The sequence below is a fragment of the Aliivibrio wodanis genome, assembly GCF_052920805.1.
Window position 1 is genome coordinate 774,526 of sequence record NZ_JBREXA010000002.1, and the last position, 25,475, is coordinate 800,000.

At 37.5% G+C, this 25,475-nt stretch carries 15 protein-coding genes; 10 read left to right on the forward strand and 5 right to left on the reverse strand.

Annotated elements, in window-relative coordinates; translation table 11 throughout:
• Window positions 1–19: 19 nt before the first annotated feature.
• A complete protein-coding gene (gene rsmF, locus ACU5DF_RS11340) occupies window positions 20–1,441 on the reverse strand; it encodes a 16S rRNA (cytosine(1407)-C(5))-methyltransferase RsmF (RefSeq protein ID WP_446712931.1) in 1,422 nt (473 codons plus the stop codon).
• A 260-nt stretch (window positions 1,442–1,701) separates the two neighbouring features.
• On the opposite strand from rsmF, the gene ACU5DF_RS11345 reads away from it, so the two are divergent.
• Window positions 1,702–3,732: an ATP-binding protein gene (locus tag ACU5DF_RS11345; protein ID WP_446712932.1), complete on the forward strand. Its 2,031-nt coding sequence runs from the start codon at window positions 1,702–1,704 to the stop codon at window positions 3,730–3,732.
• Window positions 3,725–4,219, forward strand: coding sequence for a response regulator (locus ACU5DF_RS11350; RefSeq protein WP_446712933.1), 495 nt, complete (start codon window positions 3,725–3,727; stop codon window positions 4,217–4,219). Before ACU5DF_RS11345 ends, ACU5DF_RS11350 begins: the two co-directional genes overlap by 8 nt.
• 3 nt (window positions 4,220–4,222) lie before the next feature.
• On the opposite strand, the gene ACU5DF_RS11355 is transcribed toward ACU5DF_RS11350, so the two are convergent.
• Window positions 4,223–5,400 (reverse strand): IS3 family transposase gene (locus tag ACU5DF_RS11355; RefSeq protein WP_446711485.1). Its coding sequence is split into 2 segments (ribosomal slippage): window positions 4,223–5,133 and window positions 5,133–5,400, totalling 1,179 coding nucleotides; the frame shifts between segments, so codons are not numbered across the junction.
• A 78-nt stretch (window positions 5,401–5,478) separates the two neighbouring features.
• Here ACU5DF_RS11355 and ACU5DF_RS11360 point away from each other — a divergent pair.
• Complete coding sequence (locus ACU5DF_RS11360) at window positions 5,479–7,194, forward strand: EAL domain-containing protein (protein WP_446712934.1); 1,716 nt, start codon at window positions 5,479–5,481, stop codon at window positions 7,192–7,194.
• A 152-nt stretch (window positions 7,195–7,346) separates the two neighbouring features.
• Here ACU5DF_RS11360 and ACU5DF_RS11365 read toward each other — a convergent pair whose 3' ends face one another.
• Genes ACU5DF_RS11365 through ACU5DF_RS11375 form a run of 3 tightly spaced genes read right to left on the reverse strand, consistent with a single transcriptional unit; the run spans window position 7,347 to window position 12,998 of the window.
• Window positions 7,347–9,983, reverse strand: a complete 2,637-nt coding sequence (locus tag ACU5DF_RS11365; protein WP_446712935.1) for an MlaD family protein — start codon at window positions 9,981–9,983, stop codon at window positions 7,347–7,349.
• Window positions 9,961–11,187, reverse strand: a complete 1,227-nt coding sequence (locus ACU5DF_RS11370; protein WP_446712936.1) for a PqiA/YebS family transporter subunit — start codon at window positions 11,185–11,187, stop codon at window positions 9,961–9,963. Before ACU5DF_RS11370 ends, ACU5DF_RS11365 begins: the two co-directional genes overlap by 23 nt.
• Window positions 11,188–11,204: 17 nt before the next feature.
• Window positions 11,205–12,998 carry an ABC transporter ATP-binding protein gene (locus ACU5DF_RS11375; protein ID WP_045102103.1) on the reverse strand — a complete coding sequence of 598 codons (1,794 nt, stop codon included), beginning with the start codon at window positions 12,996–12,998 and terminating at the stop codon, window positions 11,205–11,207.
• 84 nt (window positions 12,999–13,082) lie between these two features.
• Between ACU5DF_RS11375 and msrC the strand changes: the two genes are divergently transcribed.
• From msrC to ACU5DF_RS11410, 7 genes are all read left to right on the forward strand, one after another.
• A complete protein-coding gene (msrC, locus tag ACU5DF_RS11380; RefSeq protein WP_446712937.1) occupies window positions 13,083–13,535 on the forward strand; it encodes a free L-methionine (R)-S-oxide reductase MsrC in 453 nt (150 codons plus the stop codon).
• Window positions 13,536–13,640: 105 nt separating this feature from the next.
• Window positions 13,641–14,270 (forward strand): RNA chaperone ProQ, encoded by a 630-nt coding sequence (proQ, locus tag ACU5DF_RS11385; protein ID WP_045102101.1) that lies wholly within the window; start codon window positions 13,641–13,643, stop codon window positions 14,268–14,270.
• Between the two features lie 17 nt (window positions 14,271–14,287).
• On the forward strand, window positions 14,288–16,306 hold the full coding sequence (prc, locus tag ACU5DF_RS11390) for a carboxy terminal-processing peptidase (protein ID WP_446712938.1): 2,019 nt from the start codon (window positions 14,288–14,290) through the stop codon (window positions 16,304–16,306).
• A gap of 144 nt (window positions 16,307–16,450) precedes the next feature.
• Window positions 16,451–17,116: a hypothetical protein gene (locus ACU5DF_RS11395; RefSeq protein WP_446712939.1), complete on the forward strand. Its 666-nt coding sequence runs from the start codon at window positions 16,451–16,453 to the stop codon at window positions 17,114–17,116.
• A gap of 165 nt (window positions 17,117–17,281) precedes the next feature.
• Window positions 17,282–19,885 (forward strand): aminopeptidase N, encoded by a 2,604-nt coding sequence (pepN, locus tag ACU5DF_RS11400; RefSeq protein WP_446714229.1) that lies wholly within the window; start codon window positions 17,282–17,284, stop codon window positions 19,883–19,885.
• A 194-nt stretch (window positions 19,886–20,079) separates the two neighbouring features.
• Window positions 20,080–20,304 (forward strand): DUF2835 domain-containing protein, encoded by a 225-nt coding sequence (locus tag ACU5DF_RS11405; protein WP_045102097.1) that lies wholly within the window; start codon window positions 20,080–20,082, stop codon window positions 20,302–20,304.
• Window positions 20,305–20,458: 154 nt separating this feature from the next.
• Window positions 20,459–25,294, forward strand: a complete 4,836-nt coding sequence (locus tag ACU5DF_RS11410) for an NAD-glutamate dehydrogenase (protein ID WP_446712940.1) — start codon at window positions 20,459–20,461, stop codon at window positions 25,292–25,294.
• Window positions 25,295–25,475: the final 181 nt, after the last annotated feature.

Consider the following 25,475-nt stretch of genomic DNA (forward strand, 5'->3'; position numbering starts at 1 on the left):
ATGGATATAATTCGTTTAGTTAGAATAAATTCCCATCACGAACTAACTCTCTTGGTAGTCCATTTTTAATGCGATTACCTACCCATTTTCCAAGCCCAATAACGGCACCACAATAAGTAACAATGGTTTCCCCTTTGCCTACAGTTTCAGGGCGAACATCACGGCCCATATACCATTCACGCGCTTGTTCAATGGTTAACTCACATGCAGTTGGGTTGTTTGCTTCTGCTAATGCCATGATTGCTTCGTGCTGCCAGCGATACCCTTTTTTATGGGTTTCTGCCAGTTTAAAACCAATACGGTGATAACGCATTTCGCCAATAAGTGGTTTCATACGTTTAGGGAAGGCCCATACTTCTTTATCTCTTATCCATAGCTCGTTTGCTTCTGGGATTGAGAGTTGTAAGGTGGCATTTAATTCTGTTTCTATGTCTTTGGCTTCTTTACTTGAGGCGGCAGTAAAGGGGAACTTACCTAAACGTTTTTTAACTTCTGGAGGTACAGTCGCAGAATTCTTACGAATCTTTGCGACAAAGAATCCCTCACTATCAAAGATCTGTGGGTAGATATGCAAGAAGCCTTCTTGTGTTAATGCTTTTTCTGCATTCTCAAAGAGATCACCTAATGGTTCAAACGTGACCGCGTCACCAAGCTGTTCGACTAAATGATGGCAAATATTTTGATTTTCTTGATGATTCAACGTGCAGGTTGAATAAACCATCACGCCACCCGGTTTAAGGGCATGAAAAGCACTTTCGATTAGATCACGCTGAGTATCACCAATTTCAATGACTGATTCAGGGCTCCAATTATGCATAGCATCTGGATCTTTACGAATGGTTCCTTCACCAGAACAAGGTGCGTCTAATAAGATCGAATCGAAGGTTTCAGGTAACCAACCGCCGAATACACGGCCATCAAAATGGGTAAGGGCAACATTACTTACACCACAACGCTGTACGTTAGAGCACAATACTTTTACACGGCTTGATGAAAATTCATTGGCAACTAATGCGCCTTGGTTTTTCATGCCTGCGGCAAGTTGTGTGGTTTTAGAGCCAGGGGCAGAAGCCATGTCTAATGCCATTTCAATGTTGTCATTGTCTTTTAATAAGGCTGTCACTGGCATCATAGAGCTGGCTTCTTGAATATAGAATAGCCCTGACATGTGTTCGGCAGTACTGCCTAATTTAACGGTATCAGTTTCTGGTCTTGTGATCCAAAATCCAGTATCACACCAAGGTACAGGCTCTAGCTTCCATTGCTTTTCATCGGCACGTTGTTTGAACTCTTCTACACTGTTTTTCAATGTATTTACACGAATACTACGGCGTAAAGGGCGTTTACAAGCGGCAATAAACTCTTCCATTGAAAGGTGAGAGGGCATGGTTTCTTGTACTTGTGTTAAGAAGGCTTCAGGGAGAAAAATATTATCGTGCACGGATGAATCTCATAGGGTGATGTTATGGCAGGAAGTGTAAACGTAAATCTTTGTATTGTCTAAACGGAATTGGGCCTTGTAGGAGAACGAGTTCACTTTTTTATAAATACTGTTGACGTTGCTTGTCCATGTTACTTCACTGTGTAAAGTGTAAATTATGATGATTTCTCGCAATCCCTAAAGCTTCAACTAAACTTTTATATGTATATATCAGCATCATCATTGTTTTATAACATTTAGTCATGTTGGAGTTTTTTACTATGAAACGGCAGTCAATATCTTCAAGGATCAATCTTATTCTTGGTTTCATTTCAGTAGTTATCTTGACTTTCTCTTTTACGGTTATTTATTTAAGCTCTAAAATTAATACTGCTACTGAGCAAGTAGCTGATTATGATTTGCCTGAGGCACTTAATTCATTAGCAATGCTAGAAGAATTAGGTGATATGAACTCCAATTTATTAGAGTATTTGTTAGGTGAAGAGGAAGAGCAGCAAGAGTATTTTAATAATTATGCAGAGTTAGTTCGATTTCGTAATTTAATTCCTAAAGATATAAAAGAACAAAATACACTCGAACGTGTTGTTCGTTTAGTTGAAGGGCATAAGCAGAAAGCGATTTCACAAGTTTTTGAGGTTTATTTCCCTTCAAAAGAAAGAAGAGCAGCGAAGCAAATTGATGATTTGTTAAAGAATGTAGGTATGCCTTTAGAGGCATTGTTAGATCAAATGAAAGAAGAAGAAATTTCAGATGTAGGCTCTACAAATAATCCTCAAGACGTTATTAACGATGATTTACCAGGGGTAAGATTTTATCTTGAGTTGACAGATGAGGCTGGAGATATGCTAGCGGACTTAAACCGTTTTGTATTAGCTGATGCTAGTGCAAAACGTGAGTTCTTTGCTAATGCTTTACAATTTGAAACTTACCTAGCTCAACTCAAACCACTAGAACAAAAACCGCAAGAAATCATTCATATTAATGAAATTGAAAGATTGTTTAATGAGTTAAAGGTTGGGGGAACAAATATATTTGAACATTATCAAACTCAAAATAAAATCTCTGCTACCAAGGCTATTGATGATTTAGAACATCAAATATTTAATGAAGCAGAAAAAATATTAGATAATCTGTCAGGAAACGCTCGAAAAGAGGCGATTAAATCAATGGACGATTTATCGCGAATTTCAAGCAACATCTCTTTAATTTTATTGATATCAACACTGCTTATTATTAGCTTAGTAGTAAGTATGATTGTTATTACTCGCCGTACTATTTTTAACCCATTAGCAGAAGTAACCATGACTATTGAAAGGTTACGCCGTGGTGAGAGAGACTTTGAGTTAACCTCTTTTAATCGTAATGATGAGTTAACAGATATCTTGTCTAATTTACAGCTGTTCCAAGCAGAGTTAGCTGAGCTTGATGAGCTAAGGAGCAATGAACAAAAAATTCAATCAGAGCTGTTAGTAGAGCGAGATAATGCAACTCAGTCTTTTCAACAACTACAAGAAACTCAGACTAAATTAATCGCAACAGAGAAAATGGCATCTTTAGGTACATTGGTTGCGGGGGTTGCGCACGAAGTAAATACGCCACTAGGGGTAAGTGTCACAATGGCGAGTACCTTAACATCGAATTTAACGGACTTTTTAGAAGAGGTAAAAAGTGGGGTATTAAATCGTTCTAAATTAGAGACTTTTGAAGTTGAATCAATGCGTTCTCTTGAGCTTTTAGAGAATTCCCTTCAGCATGCTGCTCAGTTAATTCATAGTTTTAAACAGGTTGCCGTAGATCAAACGAGTAATAAACGTCGTGAGTTCAACTTGTATGAAACCCTTAATGAGATTGCGCAAACTCTGCATCATAAAATAAAACGAACTAATATTAAATATTCAATCAAAGGATCTAAAGATATTACCCTTGATAGTTTCCCCGGTCCATTAGGACAAGTCATTACTAATTTATTTAATAACTCGATGTTGCATGGGTTTGAAGGGAAAGATAATGGCGAAATTCAAATACGATTTGATCTCGTTGGTAATGAAGTGAAATTACTTTTTAGTGATAATGGCAATGGTGTTGAAGATAAATATATTAAGAAACTTTTTGACCCCTTCTTTACGACAAAATTAGGGCGAGGGGGGTCAGGTTTAGGGTTAAACATTGTTCATAGCATAGTGACTAATTTAATGGGTGGGGAGATTAGTGTTGAAAGCCGTATAGGGACTACTTTTGAATTAAAATTACCGTTAATAGCGCCACAACAGAAGGAAGATATCTATGAGTGATTTTATCTTGAATTTAGTGGATGACATTAGTGAAAAAGAAATAAAAACAGAGCATTGCTGGAAGATAGCTATTATCGATGATGAAAGCTCAGTTCATGAGGTGACTAAACTAGCATTAGCTAACACTAAAATTCAGAGTAAAAATCTTGAGTTTATCAGTGCTTATTCAGGAAAAGAAGGCTTTGAATTATTAAAGAACAATCCAGATTGTGCCGTAGTGTTACTTGATGTTGTGATGGAAGAGTCAGATTCAGGTTTATTATTAACACAGCGGATTCGTAAAGAATTAAAGCAAATGAATTTGCAAATTATTTTGCGGACAGGACAACCAGGTTACGCACCAGAAGAAGATATTATTTCGAAATATGAAATCAATGATTATAAAACCAAAAGTGAACTTACTCGAGATAAACTCTTAACGTCACTGGCAACCGCAATACGATCTTATAATCACTTACAAGCCCTAGAAGAAAGTAAGGAAGTGTAGTGGTCAAGTAAAACTGGCCACCGTTTTATATTCTAACCAATATTGTTGCTCTGCAAGGTTAGGTGGTAATCCATCATTGTGCTGATGAGGCCTGATATTACTGAAGTAACCAATTATATATTTGGTTATTGAATGTTTTGCTTCAGCAAAACTTTTATATCCATTCTTAGGAACCCATTCACTTTTTAAACTTCTAAAGAATCTTTCCATTGGACTATTATCCCAGCAATTACCACGACGACTCATGCTTTGAGTTATTTGATATTGCCATAATTTTTGCCTGAACTTTAAACTTGTATAGTGGCAACCTTGATCGCTATGGAACATGACATTTGATGGTTTTCCTCGTAATTCATACGCTATTGAAAGTGCTTTCGCTGTAAGGTTACTATCAGGTGAAAGTGACAATGACCAACCAATCGGTTTTCGTGAAAATAGGTCAATAACAACAGCTAAATAAGCCCACCTTGTACCAATCCAAATGTAAGTGACATCACCACACCAAATTTGATTTGGTTGCTTAACGTCAAATTGTCGTTTCAATAAATTAGGGGCAATAATACTCTCATGATCCGCTTTCTTATAATTATGCTTCGGTATTTGCGTGCTTACTAAATTAAGCAATTTCATTAACTTAGTCGCACGATAGCGGCTAAGTGGTATCCCTCTTTGGGATACCATTTTTGCTATACTTCTCGCCCCAGCAGAGCCATTACTAATGCGATGTACTTCTTTAACTTCTGAGTATAGCTCTAATAATTCACCGTCAATATTTCTTGGTTTTGCCTTCCAATACTTATAACTACTCCGATGAATACCAAAGGTTTCACAAAGAATGCTTATACTGTGGCTCTGCCTGAGTTTATCTATTAATGCGAATTGTTCAGTGAGTCTGACATCAACAGAGCCGTAGCCTTTTTTAGTATTTCATTATGCTCCTCGAGACGAGCAAGTTTCTTTTTTAACTCGCGAATTTCTATTTGTTCGGGAGTGATGGGAGATGCCGCTGGCATCACTCCACTTAACTCATCTTTTAGCTGCTGAACCCACTTAGTCATCGCGGATTTACTTACGTTCATAACCTGGGAAGCTTCAGTAATTGAGTATCCTTGCTCAATGACTAACTGAGCGGCTTCTAACTTGTATGTTGCGCTATAGTTCTTTCTTGGACGTTTTGTCATTATGTACACCTATTTAATTCTGAAATGATTATATCATTTCTAATTAGGTGGCCAAATTCACTATGCCACTACAAAGGCTTGAAAAATGTCATCAATGCCTCTTCTGAATTAATGAAAGAACGTTCAATTAATGAATTTGCTAAAGGTGTTTTACAGCAAATTAATGCATTATTTCATCTATCATCACAAGGTATTTTTTGTGTCTCACAACGGCCACTGAAGGGACCAAATGATTTTGAGGATAAGAAAAATAATGCCTTTTTAGTTGTAGCTACGACTCAAGGCTATAATAGTATGTATGGTAAAGATATTTATGAGTATTCAAACGATACAGCTTCAGGTATAGCCCAAAAAGCACTGACAATTAAAAGTCATGTTCTAGAAAAAAACTTTTCAGCACTTTATTTAAGTACGCCTTCTCAATGGCAAGGAGTGGTGGTTATTGAGGGTGGGTTAAATTTATCTGATGTTGATGAAGAACTTTTACAGGTATTTTGCTTGAACATTGCTTTAGGGTTAGAAAATGCAAAATTTTTCAGTCACTTAAATCGTTCTGCATATTATGATTCAGTTACTGACTTATATAATCGTGGTGGTTTAGTTCAGTTCTCAAATACCATTGAGAAACAGGCAAAGGATACAATCAGTTTATATGTTATAGATATTGATTATTTTCATGATATTACAGATAGCCTTGGTTTTGATTTTGGAAATAATGTACTTGTTGCTATGTCCTCAATTTTAAAACGAATATTTCATAAACAGGCGATGATAGCTCGCTTGCATTCAGATGTGTTTGCGGTGTTAGTTGCGGATTCTCAGCTCTCCTTAAAAAATTTAGTTCATGCCTGTTCGAGACCTTTTGTTTTGAATGAAAACTCGATGCGATTAGGTGTCTCTTTGGGGGAAGCTCATGTCGCGATTAAGGAAAAATTTAATATTGAATTGCTTTTTCGGCATGCAAAAATGGCGTTAAAAGTTGCAAAAGAGAGCAAGCGAGGCATGGCGCAAGCCTTTGAGCCTCAATTTGAAAAGGACACTGAGAGTCGACGTACTGTGCTAGCTGAATTTCGTCATGCCATGATGAAAGAAGAATTATTTCTAATGCTACAACCTAAAGTATCAATGTCGACAGGAGCGGTGGTTGGTTATGAAGCATTAATACGTTGGCAGCATCCAGAAAAAGGGGTTATTCCTCCAAATGCATTTATTCCGATTGTAGAGCAAGCAGGGTTGTATTTTGATCTTGATATGTATGTATTTAGAAGCGCTGTAAATATCATAAAGAAATACCCACAAATAAATAAGCCTATTTCAGTAAATATTTCGGCGAACTCTTTACACCATCATGATTTTATTGAGGATATAAAAACTGTAATAAAAGAAGAAAACGCGGATATTACTAATATTGAATTAGAGATCACAGAAAATGCGTTAGTACGTAAGGATATGGCCATTCAACACTTAAATGGTTTGAAAGAGATAGGTTTTGTATTGTGTATGGACGATTTTGGTGCTGGGTATTCCTCGTTAGCTTATCTAATTAAGCTACCATTGGATGTGATAAAGATAGATCGAGCGTTTATTAGTAATATAACTGAAGATAAAGATTCATTGGTTTTGCTAAAGGGTATGCTGCAAATCTGCAATGATTTAAATAAGAAGGTGGTGCTTGAGGGCGTTGAAACTCAGGAGCAAATTGATATTTTAAAACACTATGATGTCGATGTAATTCAAGGTTTTTTTTACTTTCGTCCCCAGCCAATAGAGGAGATATTAAAAAAAGCACTTTAAATATATATGATACTAATTTGAGTCATAATGATTAGATAATTAATTGCATTGGTATGAGTAAACATGGTTTGCTAGCCATTATAATTAAAAGCAGCCATTTTACCGACTGCTTTCACTCTTATTGTTCTTAACTACAACGCCTAACCACAGAGTTATTTATTTGGATTAGGTATTGCTGCGTTCCATAAAACCCAATCTTCTTCAGGTGCTTTATGTAATAAGTACGACTTATTTGCTTTGGCCTGCGGCATAAGTGAAGTGTCGTCAGGTGTTGCAAAAGCAATCCCACCTCGTAATATACTATCAACAGTGCCTGCTTGTACTTTGGCACCACTTAAGCCAATTGACATATTAACGCCTGATACATTCCAGAACATCGTATTATCACGGACTAAATAACTAAAGTCAGGTTCGATACCAATAGTAAATATCACACGGTCAGATAAATCACCTAATCGAACGTTAATGACTTCACCCACTTCCATCTCTCTGAATAAAAGAGGTGTTCCGACTTTTACTGAGCCGCGAGTCATTGACTCAAGAGTGTAGGTGATTAAAGTATTCCCTTGTGGTTGTTCAGATAAAACAAATTGTGTTTTGCTGTTGCCAGAACCTGGGGTTACTTGGATATAACTTCCCAGCAAGGTATCTAGGTTTTCAGCTCCGGATAGCCCAATACTTGGTTTTACAATCCAGAAATGGCTGTTTGATACCGCAATTTGGTCTATGTACTCAGGGTAAACACGAGCTTGGATATTGACATTGTTTTTCTTAAAGTTTGGTGAAATTTTACTGATTTCACCAACGGCCACACCTCGGTATTTTATTAAGGTTCCTTTAGAAACAGCACTGCTGTCTTTTGCGGTAAAGGAGATAATTTTTCCAAATTCTTGAGCCTCAGACAGAGTAGAGTAGAGTTTCCACTTCTTGCCTAATTTATTCTCAACACCTTGTATATTATCAAAACCAATACCACCACGGATCATTGACATTAAAGGGGCTGCTTGAATATTAAGGCCACTTAAACTAGCTTCTACATTAACCCCAGAATAGTTCCAAAATACTGTGTTTTTTTGAATTAAGTGCGCGTATTGCTTCTCAATATTTACTTTAATATTAACGCCATCATTACCCAGACTAAAATTAGTGATTTTTCCGACAACAAGGTTACGGTAAAGAATAGGACTATTTTTAGTGATAGGAGGCAACTCGGGGCTAAAGAGTGTCAATTCAGTGCTTTTTTCTGTCTTAAATTGTGCTAGTTCAGCTAAAGATCCATTTTTAAATAGAGTATAGCTCTTTTGTTTATAACCTTTACCTTCACTGGTAAAACTTATAGACCCAGAGATTAATGATTGGGTTGGAGGTACATCAATACTCACTCCAGAGTCAGTAAACTCGGCGGAAACACTACCAGAGACAAAGAATTTATTTTTTGATTTAATGAGGTGTTTGTATTCCTCTAAGATCATGGCATCAAATTTTATTCTGTCATTAACCAAAGCGACGTGAGTAATAGAACCGACTTTTATGCCTTTATATAAAATAGTGGTGCCGGACATTAAACCAAATGAACGATCTGCATATAGAGAAAAAGTTAAGGCTTTAGAGTCGAGTTTAAGAAGTTCTGGTTTGCGAATTGCAGTAAAGGTACGAGATTTTTCTCCGTTACCAGGTAACAATGTAAGAAAGTTACCACGAACAAGGTTACCGATATTCTCAACACCAGATAATCCTAATTTTGCCTCTTCTAAGACAAAACGAGAGCCGTTATTTAAATAATCGGTAAATGCAGGTTCAACCGTTGCTGAAGCAATGATGTCTTTTTTGTCGTCAGACAGCTTTAAACTGTTTATTTGGCCAATTTCAAGCCCACGATACATAATAGCTGAACCGTTAGGGCTGATTTGGTTGTTATCTGGTAGGGTAATTTTAATAGGGATCCCACGACCTGCTGTTTTAATGTTGTTATATAAACGAAACTCTTTTCCATTTTCGATGGCCTCACCATCATCGGGGGAATCAACAGCAATCGCACCACCAATAAGTGCAGATAAGCTTTCAAATTGGACATCTACACCATTAAAACCAATATTGGCACCAACACCACTAGCGTTCCAAAAACGACTTTTAGAGGTAATTAAATGTGCGTATTGCTCTTGAATAAGTGCTTTAATTCGTACCTTATCGGTTTCATGATCTAACTTAAAATTATAAACTTCACCTATTGGGATTTTTTTATAGTAAATTTTTGAACCAACAGAGATTGAACCTAGATCTTTAGAACGTAACGTGACACTTAACCCTGTAGGATCAGGCTGAATGGCTGGAGAGTTTGTAAGGGCTGTAAAGGTTGTCTTTACCTCACCAGAACCAGGTAATATGGCAATATAGTTACCAGAAACAAGCGCGTCTAAACCAGAGATCCCAGTTAAGGATGCCTGAGGTTTAACGAGCCAAAATTGAGTGTTGTCTCTTAAAAGATCGGTAGCTTCAGGATAAATATCAGCATCGACATATATATTAGAAAGGTTCTTTGAGAGGGTAATGTTCTTAATCATACCGACTTCAAGACCTTGATATCTAATTGTAGTTCGACCTGCAATCAATCCTTGTGCATCGTCAAAATAGATCTGTACACGTTCTCCAGCTTCCATTAAAGCGGAATAGACAAGCCAGCCACCCAAGCAAAGCGCTAAGAAAGGCAGGGCCCACAGCGGAGATATCCCTCGCTCATTTTTTATGTTTACTTGTTCAATAGATGAATCAAGATTTTTTGGTTCGCTCATAATTATCCCAAATCAGACGAGAATCGAAACTTTCAGCAGCCAGCATGGTAAAAACCACGACTAAGGCAAAGGCAACGGCACCAAGGCCGGGAGTAAAATCTAAAATTTGTCCGCGATCAATCAGTGTCATCATAATGGAAATAACAAACAAATCCATTACAGACCATTTCCCTATCCATTTTACCGCGGTGTATATCGACATTCTCTGACGATGAAATACGCTGCGTTTGTACTGAACGCACAGTAATAAATAACCCAGCCCTAGAATCTTACCAACTGGAACTATAATACTTGCTACAAAAATGATAATCGCAATCCCGTACATATCGGTTCGAATTAACCCTGCAACGCCAGAAAAAATAGTGTCTTCTAGACGTTTACCGTTAGTTAATAAAATAGAAATAGACATAATATTAGCAGGGATAATAAAAACAGTAGCGGTCAGGAGGTATGCCCATGTTTTTTGTATTGAATTTGGCTTTCTTGGATGTATGACAGAGTGACAGCGAATGCAATGGTGGCCTTTTTGTTGAGTAAAGTGGCAATGCTCACAGTGTACTGATAATTCAGGCTCAAAAATAGGTGCTTCAATATGCTGTTGGTGTTTTCTTTGCCAAGCTCTCCAGTAACGCCTTGCACTAACATGAGTGAGCAATAAAGAAGTAACAAAGAGTAGGAGAACCAAGCCATATAAGCCTGAGCCGACAAAGATGTCAGCGTGATCTTGTACTTTAAAGCATGCAATGGCAAAACTAACTAAAAATACATCGAGCATTAGCCAATCTTTCAAATGTTGAATGATTGTAATGCTGAGTTTAAATAAGCGAAACCATTTCTTTCTTAATGCTAAATGTGCCGTGACAACGGAACTACAGATAATGAAGGGCACAATAGAGCTGCAGAATAAAATCAACAGTCCAAGCATGAAAAAGCCTTCGCCCATTAACGTTATGCTACCAGAAGGCAAGGTAGCAGGGATCATGACGCCAAAGAGTTTAATGGTTATCAATGGAAAAAAATGTGAAGGAATAAATAGCAATAGTGCAGCAATAGCAATGGCTAAATCACTATTTAATGAAATACGGTTACCACGATACAGCTGCGTATTACAGCGAGGACAGTGAGCATTTTGCTTTTTTGCAACTATCGCTACTTTTACGATCAGATCACAGCCATGGCAGCGACGAAATTTAGCGTCTTCCATGATTGATACCTAATTGTTTAACTTTGAATAGATCCATACAGAGTTTGATACAGTCCTTGCTGTGTAACCAGTTCATGGTGCGTGCCAGATTGCGACACCTTGCCATCATCTAAAACATAAATTGTATCGGCTTGTTTCACTGCGCTTAAACGATGCGCCACAATTAAAGTGGTTCGCCCAACAAGGAAATCACTTAGTGCAATATGCAGTGCTGCTTCTGTCGCAGTATCTAATGCCGATGTTGCTTCATCTAAAATAACAAATTTTGGGTCGGTTAGCACCATTCTTGCGATGGCTAATCGTTGTCTCTGTCCACCAGAAAGTTTCACACCTTGACGACCAATTTGGGTATCAAGGCCATCTGTAAGTTGCTTTACTACATCTTGCAGTTGAGCGACATTAAGTGCGTTCCATAACAGGTCATCTGAGTAATCCATTCCCAGTGTCAGATTATGCCTTAATGTGTCATTGAATAGTATAGGTTGTTGTAATACAACAGAGATTTGATCGCGTATTTTTTCAAAGCCAATCTTTTTCGTATCATGACCATTAAAGAGTATGTGCCCATCACTAGGCTGATATAAACCTAATAATAATTGAATTAGAGTCGATTTCCCTCCACCACTAGCTCCCACAAGAGCGACTTTTTCGCCTGCTTTAATGGTTAAAGATAAGTCATTTAACACCTGAACTTCGTTGTTATAGCTAAAATTTAAATTGTTAATGGTTATTTCAGTTGAGGGAGATACATGGAAAGGGTCAATGTTTGATTCAATCTTTGGTTCTTCATCAATATGCAGCAAGGTGTTGATACGTTTTAAAGCAGCAGAAGCACCATACCAAGAAAACTGAATACTAAGTAATTCTTGAATAGGTGAAAGCATTACCCATAAGTAACTGAAGATCGCGAACATTTGACCAATACTTAAATCACTAAGCAATACCATGATCATTGCTGCTGCGCGAAATAGTTCAAATCCGAGCAAAAAGAGAAGGAAGGAGAGACGACCAGCGGCTTCTGATTGCCAAGAAAATTGGTCTGCACTGTGTCTTATCTCATCAGCTTGATGTTTGAGTTGTTCTAAAAAAACACGTTCACGATTTGCTGCACGTAATTGATAGATACCATCAAGAGTTTCGATTAATCGAGTTTGGAAGCGTTCATAAGACTGGTTCTCTTTACGTTTAAGATCTTTAACACGGTTACCAAGTTTGCGTGAAAAATAGATAACAATAGGGTTAACCAGCAAAATAAATAAGCCCAATTGCCAATTGATCCATAGTAAGACACCTGCAGTACCAATAACGGTTAAGAAAGACACAATAAAGCGACTTAATGTAGGGCCAAGGAACTTATCAATGGTATCTATGTCTGTAATTATGTGTGAATTAATGCCACCGCTACCACGAGATTCGTATTCTTTCATACTAATACGACTCAATTTATCAAGAAGCTGCAATCGAATTTGATAAGTGATGGTTTTAGATACTAAGCTAAATTGGCGACCTTGATAGATATTGAGTATTTGACTAACGACACGCATTAGAATGACTAATACAAGTACAAGAAAAATATAGCCAATAGGGGATTGCCAAGCGTCAGGTAAAAGAGTGTTAAGCAGCTCAATTCCTGTTGCAGGTTTGTTTAACAGCACTTCATCAACCATTAATGGCATTAATAATGGGATGGGAACACTAATAAGCGTAGCGAGAATAGCAATAAGGTTTGCCACGATTAACCGACTTTTATAGTTTTTTGCTTGCCTTAATAACCAATTCCAGTTAATTGTAGATGAAGAAATGTGGCTCATGATGAGAATGGTTCCTATTATTATCTTGTCGGAGGCATTGTACTTAGTATATATAGAGTCGCAAGCGAATAAAGGAAAATAACAATGGAATTGAAACACTACGAGCGATTAACACAGCAAGCCATCGGCTTAATTGAGGGTGAATCGGATTTTATCGCTAACTTAGCGAATCTTAGTGCACTCTTAAATATGGAACTGGATAATATCAATTGGGTGGGTTTTTATTTGTATAAAGACAATGAATTGGTATTAGGTCCGTTTCAAGGTAAGCCTGCTTGTATTCGGATTACGATAGGTAAGGGTGTGTGTGGAACCGCATTTGCGACCGAAACCGTTCAACGAATTAAAGATGTTCATCAGTTTGATGGTCATATTGCTTGTGATGCAGCAAGTAATTCTGAGATCGTCATCCCATTTTATCAAAATGGTAAATTAGCCGGAGTTTTGGATATTGATAGCCCAAATATTGACCGATTCAGTGAAATTGATGAAAAAGGGCTGGTTGATTTCATGAAAGAAGCAGAAAAGAGACTTTAATTTTCTTTCAGTAGTGGTTTTTCACGCTTAAGTATCTATAATAGCGAAATATATTTACTAGAAATGAACCGAAATACGGCTTGAACCGTACTATCAGGAAACTACATGGAAAACTCTGAAAAATTAGCGAACAGCAAAGAAGTTATTGCGTACATTGCTGAGCGCTTCCCGAAATGCTTTATTTTAGAAGGCGAAGCTAAACCTCTTAAAATTGGTATCTTCCAAGATCTAGCTGAGCGTCTAAGTGATGATGCTAAAGTAAGTAAAACTCAGTTACGTGCTGGTTTACGTCAATATACATCTTCTTGGCGTTACCTACATGGCGTTAAGCCAGGCGCATCTCGTGTTGATTTAGATGGTAACCCTTGTGGTGAACTAGAAGAAGAGCACGTTGAACACGCTAAAGCGACTCTTGAAGAGAGCAAAGCAAAAGTAGCTGCTCGTCGTAAAGAGCAAGCGAAAAAAGTAAGAGAAGAAGCAAAAGCTAAGAAAACAGCTCGTGCTGCAACTCCACCTAAGCGTCGTCCTCAACCTGCTGCTGCTAAAAAAGTAGAAAAGCCTGTTGAAACTCGTGCTCTAAACGCTGATGAAATAACTGTTGGTAACAACGTAAGCGTTAACATGGGTAAAGGTAATATGCCTGCGACAATTGTTGAAATTAACAAGGATGATGTACGAATTCGCTTATCAAATGGCCTACAAATGGTTGTTAAAGCGGAGAATCTTCGTTCATAAAGGAGCACTCCCGACGCATGAATTGTCGATTTAGAGTCTCGCTGATTGCTGCTAGCGTAATGCTAGCAGCGTCTGCACACGCACTTGAAGCTAAGCCTCTCGAAGCCAAGTATTCAGAAACGGACTTACCAGTACTAACAGCAGAAACACAGCATACCACTGCCAGTAAGCGTGTTACTTCTCGTTTTACACGTTCTCATTATAAGCATTTCTCATTAGATGATGACTTTTCAGTTGCCATTTATGAGCGATATTTAGACATGCTTGATTATAATCGTAATGTGTTTACTCAAGCTGATCTTACTTCATTCGCCCCATTATCAACTAAGTTAGATGACCAATTAAAAGTGGGTGAAACTCAAGCTGCTTTTGATATCTATAACTTATCACTCAAACGTCGTTTTGAACGTTATGTTTATGCGCTATCTCTTTTAGATAAAGAGTTTGATTATACGACTGATGAATCTCTTGAACTGGATCGCTCTGAAGCGGCTTGGCCAAAAGATGAAGCAGAATTGAATGAACTGTGGCGTAAGCGTGTTAAATATGATGCACTTAACTTGTCTATGACAGGTAAAGATTGGCCTGAAATCCAAGAGATGTTAGGCAAGCGTTATAACAATGCACTTAAGCGTTTAACTCAAAGTCATAATGAAGATGCGTTCCAACTTTACGTAAATGCGTTCGCACGTGAAGTTGATCCTCATACCAGTTATTTATCTCCACGTAATGCAGAACAATTCCAATCAGAAATGAATCTTTCATTAGAAGGGATTGGTGCTGTTTTACAAGCAACAGATGACTATACGGTTATTCGTTCTTTAGTGGCAGGTGGTCCAGCATTAACAAGTAAAGAACTTTCTGAAGGCGACCGAATTATTGGTGTCGGACAAGATGGTGAGAAAGTTGTTGATGTGATCGGCTGGCGTTTAGATGATGTTGTTCAGTTGATAAAAGGACCTAAAGGAACAAAAGTACAGCTTGAGATCTTGCCAGAAGGCAAAGATTCAAAAAGTCACACTGTCACAATTGTTCGCGATAAGATCCGTTTAGAAGACAGAGCCGTTAAATCTGAAGTGATTGAGCAAGATGGTAAGAAAGTAGGCGTACTAGAAGTACCTAGTTTCTATGTTGGCTTAGCTGAAGATACGAAAAAACAGATTGATGAGCTTAAAAAACAAGATATTACCGGTATTATTGTTGATTTACGCAACAATGGTGGTGGTGCATTAACTGAAGCTACAGCTCTATCTGGATTATTTATTACTAGTGGCCCTGTTGTTCAAGTTCGTGATAGTTACGGACGAGTAAATGTAAATGCTGATACAGATGGTGAGATTTCATATACTGGTCCAGTAACCGTATTAGTAAATCGATACAGTGCATCTGCTTCAGAAATATTTGCGGCAGCAATGCAAGATTATGGTCGTGCTGTTATTTTAGGTGAAAATTCATTTGGTAAAGGGACTGTTCAACAACATCGTTCTCTAAATCATATTTATGATCTCTTTGATAAACCGCTAGGTCATGTTCAATATACAATTCAAAAGTTCTATCGAATTAATGGTGGTAGTACGCAAAACTTAGGCGTTGTTCCTGATATTGCATTCCCAGCAGCTATTGATCCGAAAGAAACTGGCGAAAGTGTTGAAGACAATGCACTTCCTTGGGATAGCATTAAAGCAGCTGAATATGCACAAACTAATCAGATTGCTAACACGATTGAACCATTAGCGAAAAAACATGTTGAGCGAATTAAAACGGATGAAGAATTTGGTTTTATTCAGGAAGACATAGATCGTTATAGAGCAGAAAAAGATATCACAACAATTTCACTAAATAAGACTGTTCGTGAAAAAGAAAGTGATGAGTCAGATGTTCGTCGTCTAGATAGAGTTAATCAAAGACAAAAACTTCTTAATAAAGAAGAATTTAAATCTCTTGATGATATTCCAAAAGATTATGAAGTTCCTGATGCTTATCTGAATGAAGCGGTTTCGATTACCATTGATTTGGCGTTAATGAATCAAAAGTAACCTTTTATTGGTTAGATAAATAGAAGTAGAAACAGAAGTCATATTGGCTTCTGTTTTTTTTTGCCTAAAAAACAGCAAATTATACAATCATCATCTAGGCTTACATTATGAATGTATTTTCATTTATGCAAATGGAGCTTGATTATGAAGCCGATGATTTTACTGATATTACTCTTTCTAATTAGTCCATTTGTGTCAAATGCGACAGTAGAGATAAAACAAAAGTCACTTACTTATTTTGAAAATCCTTTTCTTATTGGTGATTGGTATTTTTTGAAACCGGGTGTTGAAAATAATGAAGTACTTCATATATCTCTTAGTTCTAGTCATAAGTTTCTTATTGAAGTAATAGAGATTTCATCAAATAAGGTTGAATCTTGGAGAGGGCGATTTGAAATATCTCAAGACAGTATTCGTTTTGAAGGAGAGGGAGAGCTTGATGAGTCTCAAGTTTATCAGTATGGGGTAAATCATAATCGGTTGTATTTGAATGGTGTAGAGTTTTTTAAAGTTGTGCCAGAGAAAATAATAGGTTCATGGAATTCACGTTTGCTATCGGGTGAAGACATTATGGCGAGTAATGTTAAGTCATTAAATTTAAAATTAGGATCTGATTTTATTTTCTTACTTAATGTTGTTTCAGAATCAGGAAAAACAAATCAACACATTGGTTATTATTATTTTGAAGGTGAAGATCTAGTATTGCTGTATGAAGAAGGAGAGCAAGAATCAACTTTCCATATTGAAGAGAATCAACTTGAAATGAAGAATGAGCAGTTTGGAATGTATGCATTGTTAGTAAGAGAATAAAGTTATAGATAATAAATAAGAGCATAATGTGACTGTGAGGATAGAAATCTGAGACTAAAACTCTTTTTATTAACCATTTTACTGTATCTTATGCGAGAATAGAGAGGTTAAATAGTAACTATCACTAATTCTATTTTTGAGTGGTAGACATAATAAGGATATATGATGAGCCAACAACCTCAGGCTAAATTTCGCAGTGATTATCAATCTCCAGAATTTACTATCTCAGATATTGATTTAGTTTTTGATCTTGATGATACCAAAACGTTTGTTTCAGCAACATCAAAAGTACAGCAACTAAAACAATCAACCGACCTTCTTCTTGAAGGTGAGGGAATGATATTAGTATCGGTAAAAGTGAATGATGTTGATCATTCTGATTACACACAATCTGATACTCAATTAACGCTTCATAATGTTAGCGGTGATTTTACCCTAACAATTGTGACTGAGTTGAACCCACAAGAAAATACGGCACTTGAAGGTTTGTATAAATCTGGTGATGGTTTCTGTACACAATGTGAAGCGGAAGGTTTCCGTCGCATTACGTATTATATGGATCGTCCAGATGTATTAGCACGTTTCACAACAAAAGTGATTGCAGATAAAGAAGCATACCCACATTTATTAAGTAATGGTAACCGTATTAATCATGGTGATCTTGAGGGTGGCAAGCACTTTGTTTATTGGCAAGACCCATTTCCAAAACCTGCTTACCTTTTTGCATTAGTAGCAGGTAATTTTGATGTATTAACTGATACCTATAAGACAAAGTCTGGTCGTGATGTTTCGCTGGAAATCTATGTTGATCAAGGTAATTTAGATCGTACTCCTCATGCTATGACATCACTCATTAATTCAATGAAGTGGGATGAAGATCGTTTCGATCTTGAGTATGATCTTGATATCTACATGATCGTAGCAGTTGATTTCTTTAATATGGGTGCGATGGAAAACAAAGGCTTGAATGTTTTCAACTCTAAGTTCGTATTAGCAAAACAAGAGACAGCAACAGATACTGATTATCTAGGTATTGAAGCTGTTATTGGTCATGAATATTTCCATAACTGGACAGGTAACCGTGTTACGTGTCGTGATTGGTTTCAATTAAGTTTAAAAGAAGGCTTAACTGTTTTCCGTGATCAAGAATTCTCATCAGATTTAGGTTCTCGTTCTGTAAATCGAATTAGCAATGTTCGTACCATGCGTGGTCCACAATTTGCTGAAGATGCAAGCCCGATGGCACACCCAATTCGTCCAGAAAAAGTGATAGAAATGAATAACTTCTATACGCTTACGGTTTACGAAAAGGGCAGTGAAGTTATCCGAATGATGCATACTCTCCTAGGAGAAGTAAACTTCCAGAAAGGCATGAAATTATACTTTGAACGTCATGATGGAACCGCTGCTACTTGTGAAGATTTTGTATTAGCGATGGAAAATGCATCGGGTGTAGATTTAACTCAGTTCCGCCGTTGGTATAGTCAATCAGGTACACCTGTGCTTTCAGTTATTTCTGAATATCATCAAGATACTCAAGAGTACACGCTAACAGTTAAACAAAATACACCAGCAACGGAAGATCAAGCAGATAAATTACCATTGCATATTCCATTAGATATTGAGTTATATGCGCAAGATGGCTCGGTTATTGAGTTACGCTGTAACAATAAAGAAGTCAATAATGTTCTTAACATTACTGAAGAGAAGCAAACCTTTGTTTTTCAACAAGTGAGCGAAAACCCTGTTGTTTCTTTACTGCGTGAGTTCTCGGCACCAGTTAAACTTGATTATGCTTACACAGATGCAGAGCTTATCTTCTTAATGGTTAATGCTAAGAATGATTTTGCGCGTTGGGATGCAGGTCAAATGCTATTAGCAAATTACATCCGTGCTAATATTGGTCACGTTCAGAATAATGAAGCATTAGTTTTACCTGAAGCCGTTGTTGATGCATTCCGTGGCGTGTTATTAAATACAGATCTTGAACATGCTTACATTGCTGAGATGTTTGTATTACCAAGCCATAATGAAATTACTGGCTGGTTTGATACGGTTGATGTTGATGCCATTGATCAAGCTCTTGGCTTTATTAAACAAACATTAGCTACTGAACTTAAAGATGAATTTTCAGCTACGTACCATAGTCTAAAGCAAAGCTCTTATTCTGTTGATCATGACGCGATTGGTAAGCGAGCATTACGTAATTGCGCATTAATGTATTTAGCTAAAACACCAGTTGGTGAGCAGTTAGTAAAAGCACAGTATAACAGTGCTGATAACATGACTGATACAATGGCTGCAATGGTATCGGCAAATGCGGCTGAACTATCAATTCGTGAAACACTTATGAATGACTTCAGTGAAAAATGGTCACATGATGGTTTAGTTATGGATAAGTGGTTTATTCTGCAAGGTTCTAATCCAAGTGTTGCTGCATTATCTACAATCAAAGCGACGATGAGCCATCAAGCATTTAGCTTAAAGAATCCAAACCGAACTCGTAGCTTAATTGGTTCGTTTGCCGCAAATAATGCAGTGAACTTCCATGCTAAATCAGGCGAGGGCTATGCGTTCTTAGGAGAAGTTTTACTTGAGTTAAACGAGAGCAATCCTCAAGTAGCATCTCGTTTGATTGATCCATTGCTGAAGTTCAAAAAGTATGACCATGATCGTCAAGATCTAATGAAGGCTCAACTTCAACGTTTGGCGGATCTTGATAATCTAGCAAAAGATCTCTTTGAGAAAGTAAATAAAGCATTAGCTTAGTTTCAGGGTAGATAATTTTAATTGTGATCGCTTAATAATGGTTGCTTGATTTTAATTATCAATACTAAATAAAAATGGTCAGTATTTTTTACTGGCCATTTTTTTATTTCAAAGTCAAAATAGTATTTCTAATACCAATCTGAATAAGCAGTATCATAATACTCAAGTAATGGCCTAGGGAAGTAGATAAGTGTATGAATAAATTTTATTATTTTAGAGTAAATGTAAGCTATCAATCGTTTTTAAGCCATTATTCTGGAGCGGCAAGTACGGTTTTAGTCGTGACAGAGCAAGGATTAAGCCTACAATTACCCGCTTCTCGTTTTCGTTCATTTTTAACCCAATTAGGCGTCAAAGGTCGCTTTCGATTAACAACTGACCAAAATAATCGTTTCTTAAATCTAGAGCAAGTAGGATAAATCGCTACCTTAATCACATTTCTAACTATAAAGCCTCTTAAGCTTAAAAAAGTCATAACGTTTTTATCATATTCTCCCTACAATATGAGGCGCATAAGCAGTATCAACTGCTACACTATATAATACTAATCATAAGAAACGGAGCATTCGCTTTATGACGACGCGTGATCCTATCGTTCCAGTACTGCTTGAGAAAGTGTACGCCTTAATTGCTGAAAAGCTTGAGATTCCTCAACAGTCTTTAGTAACGCAACTTGCTCAACGTTTATTTGCCAATATTGATGCTGATGATTTACAACAACGTAATGAATCAGATATGTATGGTGCGACTCTAAGCCTTTGGAATCACCTATCGGATGTTAATTTTTCAGACGTATCGGTTCGTGTTTTCAATCCAAAATTAAGCCAAGATGGCTGGCAATCAACTCACACTATCGTTGAAATTGTTGCGCCAGACAGTCCTTTCTTGGTTGACTCAGTTAAGATGGCACTTACGCGTCTTGATATGACAAGCCACTTCATGCTACATGGTCCACATTGCTTTAATCGTGATGAAAGCGGTGAGATTAATTCGATCTGTAGTGATGGAGAAATGCAACAAACTCTTTTCCACTTCGAAGTCGATCACTTAAATGATCAAGTAGAAATGGAGACTCTTCAATCTGAGTTATTATTGGTTTTAGAAGACATTCGCCGTGTGGTAAATGAATGGAAACCAATGTCACATAAACTGACAGAAGTAATTGCAGAGCTAAAAGAAAACGATTCACCGATTGCAAAAGATGCGGTAAATGAAGCTATTGAGTTTTTAACTTGGCTTCAAAATCATAATTTTACGCTAATGGGTTATAAGAACTTTGATCTTATTGCGATAGAAGGGGATCATAAGTTAACCCCGACTTCTGAAGCGGGTTTAGGTTTATTTTCTTTAGCTTCTCGTATTCATACCATCAAATTATCTGATATGCCTTCTTCTGCACGAGCTGCTGCGAAGAAATCAGATTTATTGATCTTAACGAAATCTAATACAAAATCTCGTATTCATCGCCCTGCGTATACAGACTACATTGGTATTAAGCGTTTAGATAAAGAAGGTAAAGTTGTTGGTGAGCATCGTTTCACGGGTCTTTATACTTCAACAGCTTATAACCAAAGTGTGTCTAACATTCCATTACTGAGTAATAAAGTCCAGCGTACTTTAGAATCAAGTCAGTATATTAAGGGGTCACATTCTTATAAAGCATTAAGTAACTTATTCGAAACATATCCTCGTGATGAGCTATTTCAAGCAACAGAAGTAGAAATGCTTGAAGTCGGCATGGGAGTTGTGAAAATACAAGATCGTGATTTGTTACGTTTATTTGTTCGTCGAGACCCATTTGGTCGTTTCTTTTCGTGCATGGTTTATGTGACTAAAGAGCGTTATAACACTGAATTTCGTCGCCAAACTCAGCGTATTTTAAAGCAGTTTTTTAATTCGGATCAAGAAGTTGAATTTACTACGTTCTTTTCTGAAAGTGCTTTAGCAAGAACGCATTATATTGTGCGTGTAGATAATAATAATGGCGACATTAATGTGAAAGAGATTGAAAATAACTTAATGGAAGCTGCATCAACATGGGACGATCGCCTATGTGATGTCATTATTACTAATTTAGGGGAGAGTGAAGGGACGGCGATTGCGAAAAAATACCAACGTGCATTCCCTCGTTCATATAAAGAAGCGACTCTTCCTGGTTCTGCTGTTGCTGATATAGAGCGCCTTGAGTTACTAAGTGATGATAATAAATTAGGAATGTTATTTTATCGTCCACAAGAAGAGAGGAAAGGCTCTCCAAATGTTAAATTTAAATTATTCCATCGTGATGAGCCTATACATCTATCTGATGTGATGCCAATGCTTGAGAATTTAGGGTTACGTGTTATTGGTGAATCACCATATAGCGTGACAAAGAGTGATGGCTCTGTGGATTGGATTTTAGATTTCTCTATGATTCATAATGGCTCAAATGGCCCATCTGAAGTTGATCTTCGTCAAGCTCGTGAACCTTTCCAAGAAGCGTTTGCTCAAGTGTGGAGTGGGCAATTAGAAAGTGATGGCTTTAACCGCTTAGTGCTTGGTGCTGGTTTATCGGGTCGTGAAGTAACAATTTTGCGTGCTTATGCTCGTTATATGCGTCAAGTTGGTTTCCCATTTAGCCAACAATACATTGAGGATACGCTATCGGCACACCCGAAATTAGCAGTCTCAGTAGTACGTTTATTCCAACTTCGTTTTGATCCAACAGCAGATTGGTCTGAAAAGAAACAACAAAAAGCACTTGATGCTATCTTTTCAAGCTTAGATAAAGTAGAAAGCTTAGATGATGACCGTATTATTCGTCGTTACGTAGATATGATTGTCGCTACACTACGTACTAACTACTATCAAAAAGCAGAAGATGGCCAACCAAAACCATGGTTATCTTTAAAGCTTCAACCATCGAATATTCCTGAAATCCCTGCGCCTGTGCCGGCATTTGAGATCTTCGTTTATGCACCTGATATTGAAGGTGTACATTTACGTGGTGGTAAAGTTGCTCGTGGTGGTTTACGTTGGTCTGATCGCCAAGAAGATTTCCGTACAGAAGTTCTTGGACTTGTAAAAGCACAACAAGTTAAGAATACCGTTATTGTTCCTGTAGGCGCAAAGGGCGGGTTTGTTTGTAAGAAGCAGCATAACTTTACTACGCGTGATGATATTTTTGCGGAAGGTCAGCGTTGTTATAAACAGTTCATTCGTGCTCTATTAGATGTATCAGATAACATCATTGAAGGTGAAGTGACTCCACCACAGAATGTAGTTCGTCATGATGATGATGATCCGTACTTGGTTGTTGCTGCAGATAAAGGGACTGCGACATTCTCTGATTTAGCTAACTCAGTATCAGAAGAGTACAACTTCTGGTTAGGTGATGCTTTTGCTTCTGGTGGCTCTAATGGTTATGACCATAAAGCAATGGGTATTACAGCAAAAGGTGCTTGGGAATCAGTAAAACGTCATTTCCGTGAAATGGGTATTGATTGTCAAACCACTGATTTCACTGTTGCTGGTGTGGGTGATATGGCAGGGGATGTATTTGGTAATGGTATGCTGTTGTCGAAACATATTCGTCTCCAAGCGGCATTTAACCACATGCATATCTTCATTGATCCAAATCCAAACGCTGAAATCACATGGCCAGAGCGTTCTCGTCTGTTTGAACTACCACGTTCTAGCTGGGAAGATTACAACAAAGATCTGATTTCTCAAGGTGGTGGTATTTTCTCTCGTCGCGCGAAGTCGATTGATCTTTCGCCTGAAATTCAGAAGATGTTAGGAACCCGTAAACAGTCATTAGCACCAAACGACTTAATCCAGATGATCTTGAAGATGGATGTGGATCTGATGTGGAATGGTGGTATTGGTACTTACGTTAAATCTGAAAAAGAAACCAGTGTTGATGTTGGTGACCGTGCCAATGATGCTTTACGTATCAATGGCTCAGAGCTAAATGCAAAAGTAGTTGGTGAAGGCGGTAACTTAGGTATGACTCAATTGGGTCGTATTGAATATGGTCTTAAAGGTGGCCGTGTTAATACCGATTTTGTTGATAACGTTGGCGGTGTTGATTGCTCTGATAATGAGGTTAATATTAAGATCTTGCTTAACGGTTTGGTTGCTAATGGCGATCTTACTTATAAGCAACGTAATGTTTTACTTCAAAAAATGGAAGATGAAGTTGGTGAGATAGTTCTTGATGATGCGTACTGTCAATCAGAGTCGATCTCTGTGGCAGAGCAGCAAGGCACTTCTTTAGTTAAAGAGCAAATCCGTTTTATTCACCATTTAGAGAAACAAGGCCAGTTAGATCGCGCATTAGAGTTTATCCCTGATGATGAAACTTTAATTGAGCGTGAAAAAAGAGGGCAAGCGTTAACTCGTCCAGAGCTTTCTGTTCTTGTTGCTTATGGAAAGATGGTACTTAAAGAGCAATTAGCTTGTGATGAAATTGCAAATAATCCATATCATGCTGATTTATTAACAACCTATTTCCCAACTGAGTTACAGCGTAACTATAAAGCGGAGATGGATAACCATCCATTGCGTTCAGAAATCATCGCAACCTGTTTAGCTAACCAAATGGTTAATGAAATGGGCTGTAACTTCATTACTCGCTTACAGGAAGAGACTGGTTACGCGATTACTGATATTGCAAATGCATACTCAGCAACTCGCGCTATCTTTGAGTTTGGCGATTTATTTAAAGAAGTTCGTAATCTAGATAATGTCGCTACGGCAGAAGCTCAATATGAAGCTTTCTTTGCAATGCGTCGAACTATCCGTCGAGTAGCACGTTGGTTATTACGCAATGGTTCACAACACATGTCTATTGATCAGCTAATCGCGAAATATAAGCCTGCGGTTGATGACATTAAAGTTAATCTTGATAATTATCTAGTTAATGAAGAAGTTGTAGAGCATATTGAACAAGCGAATCATTACCTCGAGATGGGCGTACCATGTGAGTTGGGTAATGTGTTGGCTCGCTTGAGTAGCTTATACTCTGCAATGGATATCTCAGCAGTAGCAGAGGTAACTGAGCAGCCAGTAGCAACATCTGCACGTTTATACTACGTATTGGGAGATAAATTATCTCTGCATTGGTTCTTAAAACAAATCAATAACCAAGGAGTAGATAACCATTGGCAAGCACTAGCTCGTGCATCATTCCGTGAAGACTTAGATTGGCAACAGCGTCAATTGACGACCTTAGTTTTGTCTGAGTTTAAAAATAGCGATTCGGCAGAAAGTGCGATAGCAGAATGGTGTGAGAAAAATAGCAGTTCAGTAGGGCGTTGGGACAATATCTTAAATGAATTTAAGGTTGGCTCTGTTCATGAGTTTGCTAAGTTCTCAGTAGCATTAAGAGAATTAACGTTACTTAACATAAGCTGTACATCAAATTAAAGTCAGTAATTAATAGCTTAGTATATCGTTAAACAAACGTTTGCTTAACTAAAGGGGAAGTGAGTATTTATTCACTTCCCCTTTTTATTTCCCCGGTAATTTTCCCACACGCTTACATTTATAACCTAATTTAGTGATTTTTTATTCTTAATGTATTTTTCGAGTTTAATGATGCGGAGAA

Coding starts and splice junctions, on each gene's coding strand:
- ACU5DF_RS11345 (WP_446712932.1), top strand. CDS start 1,702: ATGAAACGGCAGTCAATATCTTCAAGGATCAATCTTATTCTTGGTTTC.
- ACU5DF_RS11350 (WP_446712933.1), top strand. CDS start 3,725: ATGAGTGATTTTATCTTGAATTTAGTGGATGACATTAGTGAAAAAGAA.
- ACU5DF_RS11365 (WP_446712935.1), bottom strand. CDS start 9,983: ATGAGCGAACCAAAAAATCTTGATTCATCTATTGAACAAGTAAACATA.
- ACU5DF_RS11370 (WP_446712936.1), bottom strand. CDS start 11,187: ATGGAAGACGCTAAATTTCGTCGCTGCCATGGCTGTGATCTGATCGTA.
- ACU5DF_RS11375 (WP_045102103.1), bottom strand. CDS start 12,998: ATGAGCCACATTTCTTCATCTACAATTAACTGGAATTGGTTATTAAGG.
- msrC (WP_446712937.1), top strand. CDS start 13,083: ATGGAATTGAAACACTACGAGCGATTAACACAGCAAGCCATCGGCTTA.
- proQ (WP_045102101.1), top strand. CDS start 13,641: ATGGAAAACTCTGAAAAATTAGCGAACAGCAAAGAAGTTATTGCGTAC.
- prc (WP_446712938.1), top strand. CDS start 14,288: ATGAATTGTCGATTTAGAGTCTCGCTGATTGCTGCTAGCGTAATGCTA.
- ACU5DF_RS11395 (WP_446712939.1), top strand. CDS start 16,451: ATGAAGCCGATGATTTTACTGATATTACTCTTTCTAATTAGTCCATTT.
- pepN (WP_446714229.1), top strand. CDS start 17,282: ATGAGCCAACAACCTCAGGCTAAATTTCGCAGTGATTATCAATCTCCA.
- ACU5DF_RS11405 (WP_045102097.1), top strand. CDS start 20,080: ATGAATAAATTTTATTATTTTAGAGTAAATGTAAGCTATCAATCGTTT.
- ACU5DF_RS11410 (WP_446712940.1), top strand. CDS start 20,459: ATGACGACGCGTGATCCTATCGTTCCAGTACTGCTTGAGAAAGTGTAC.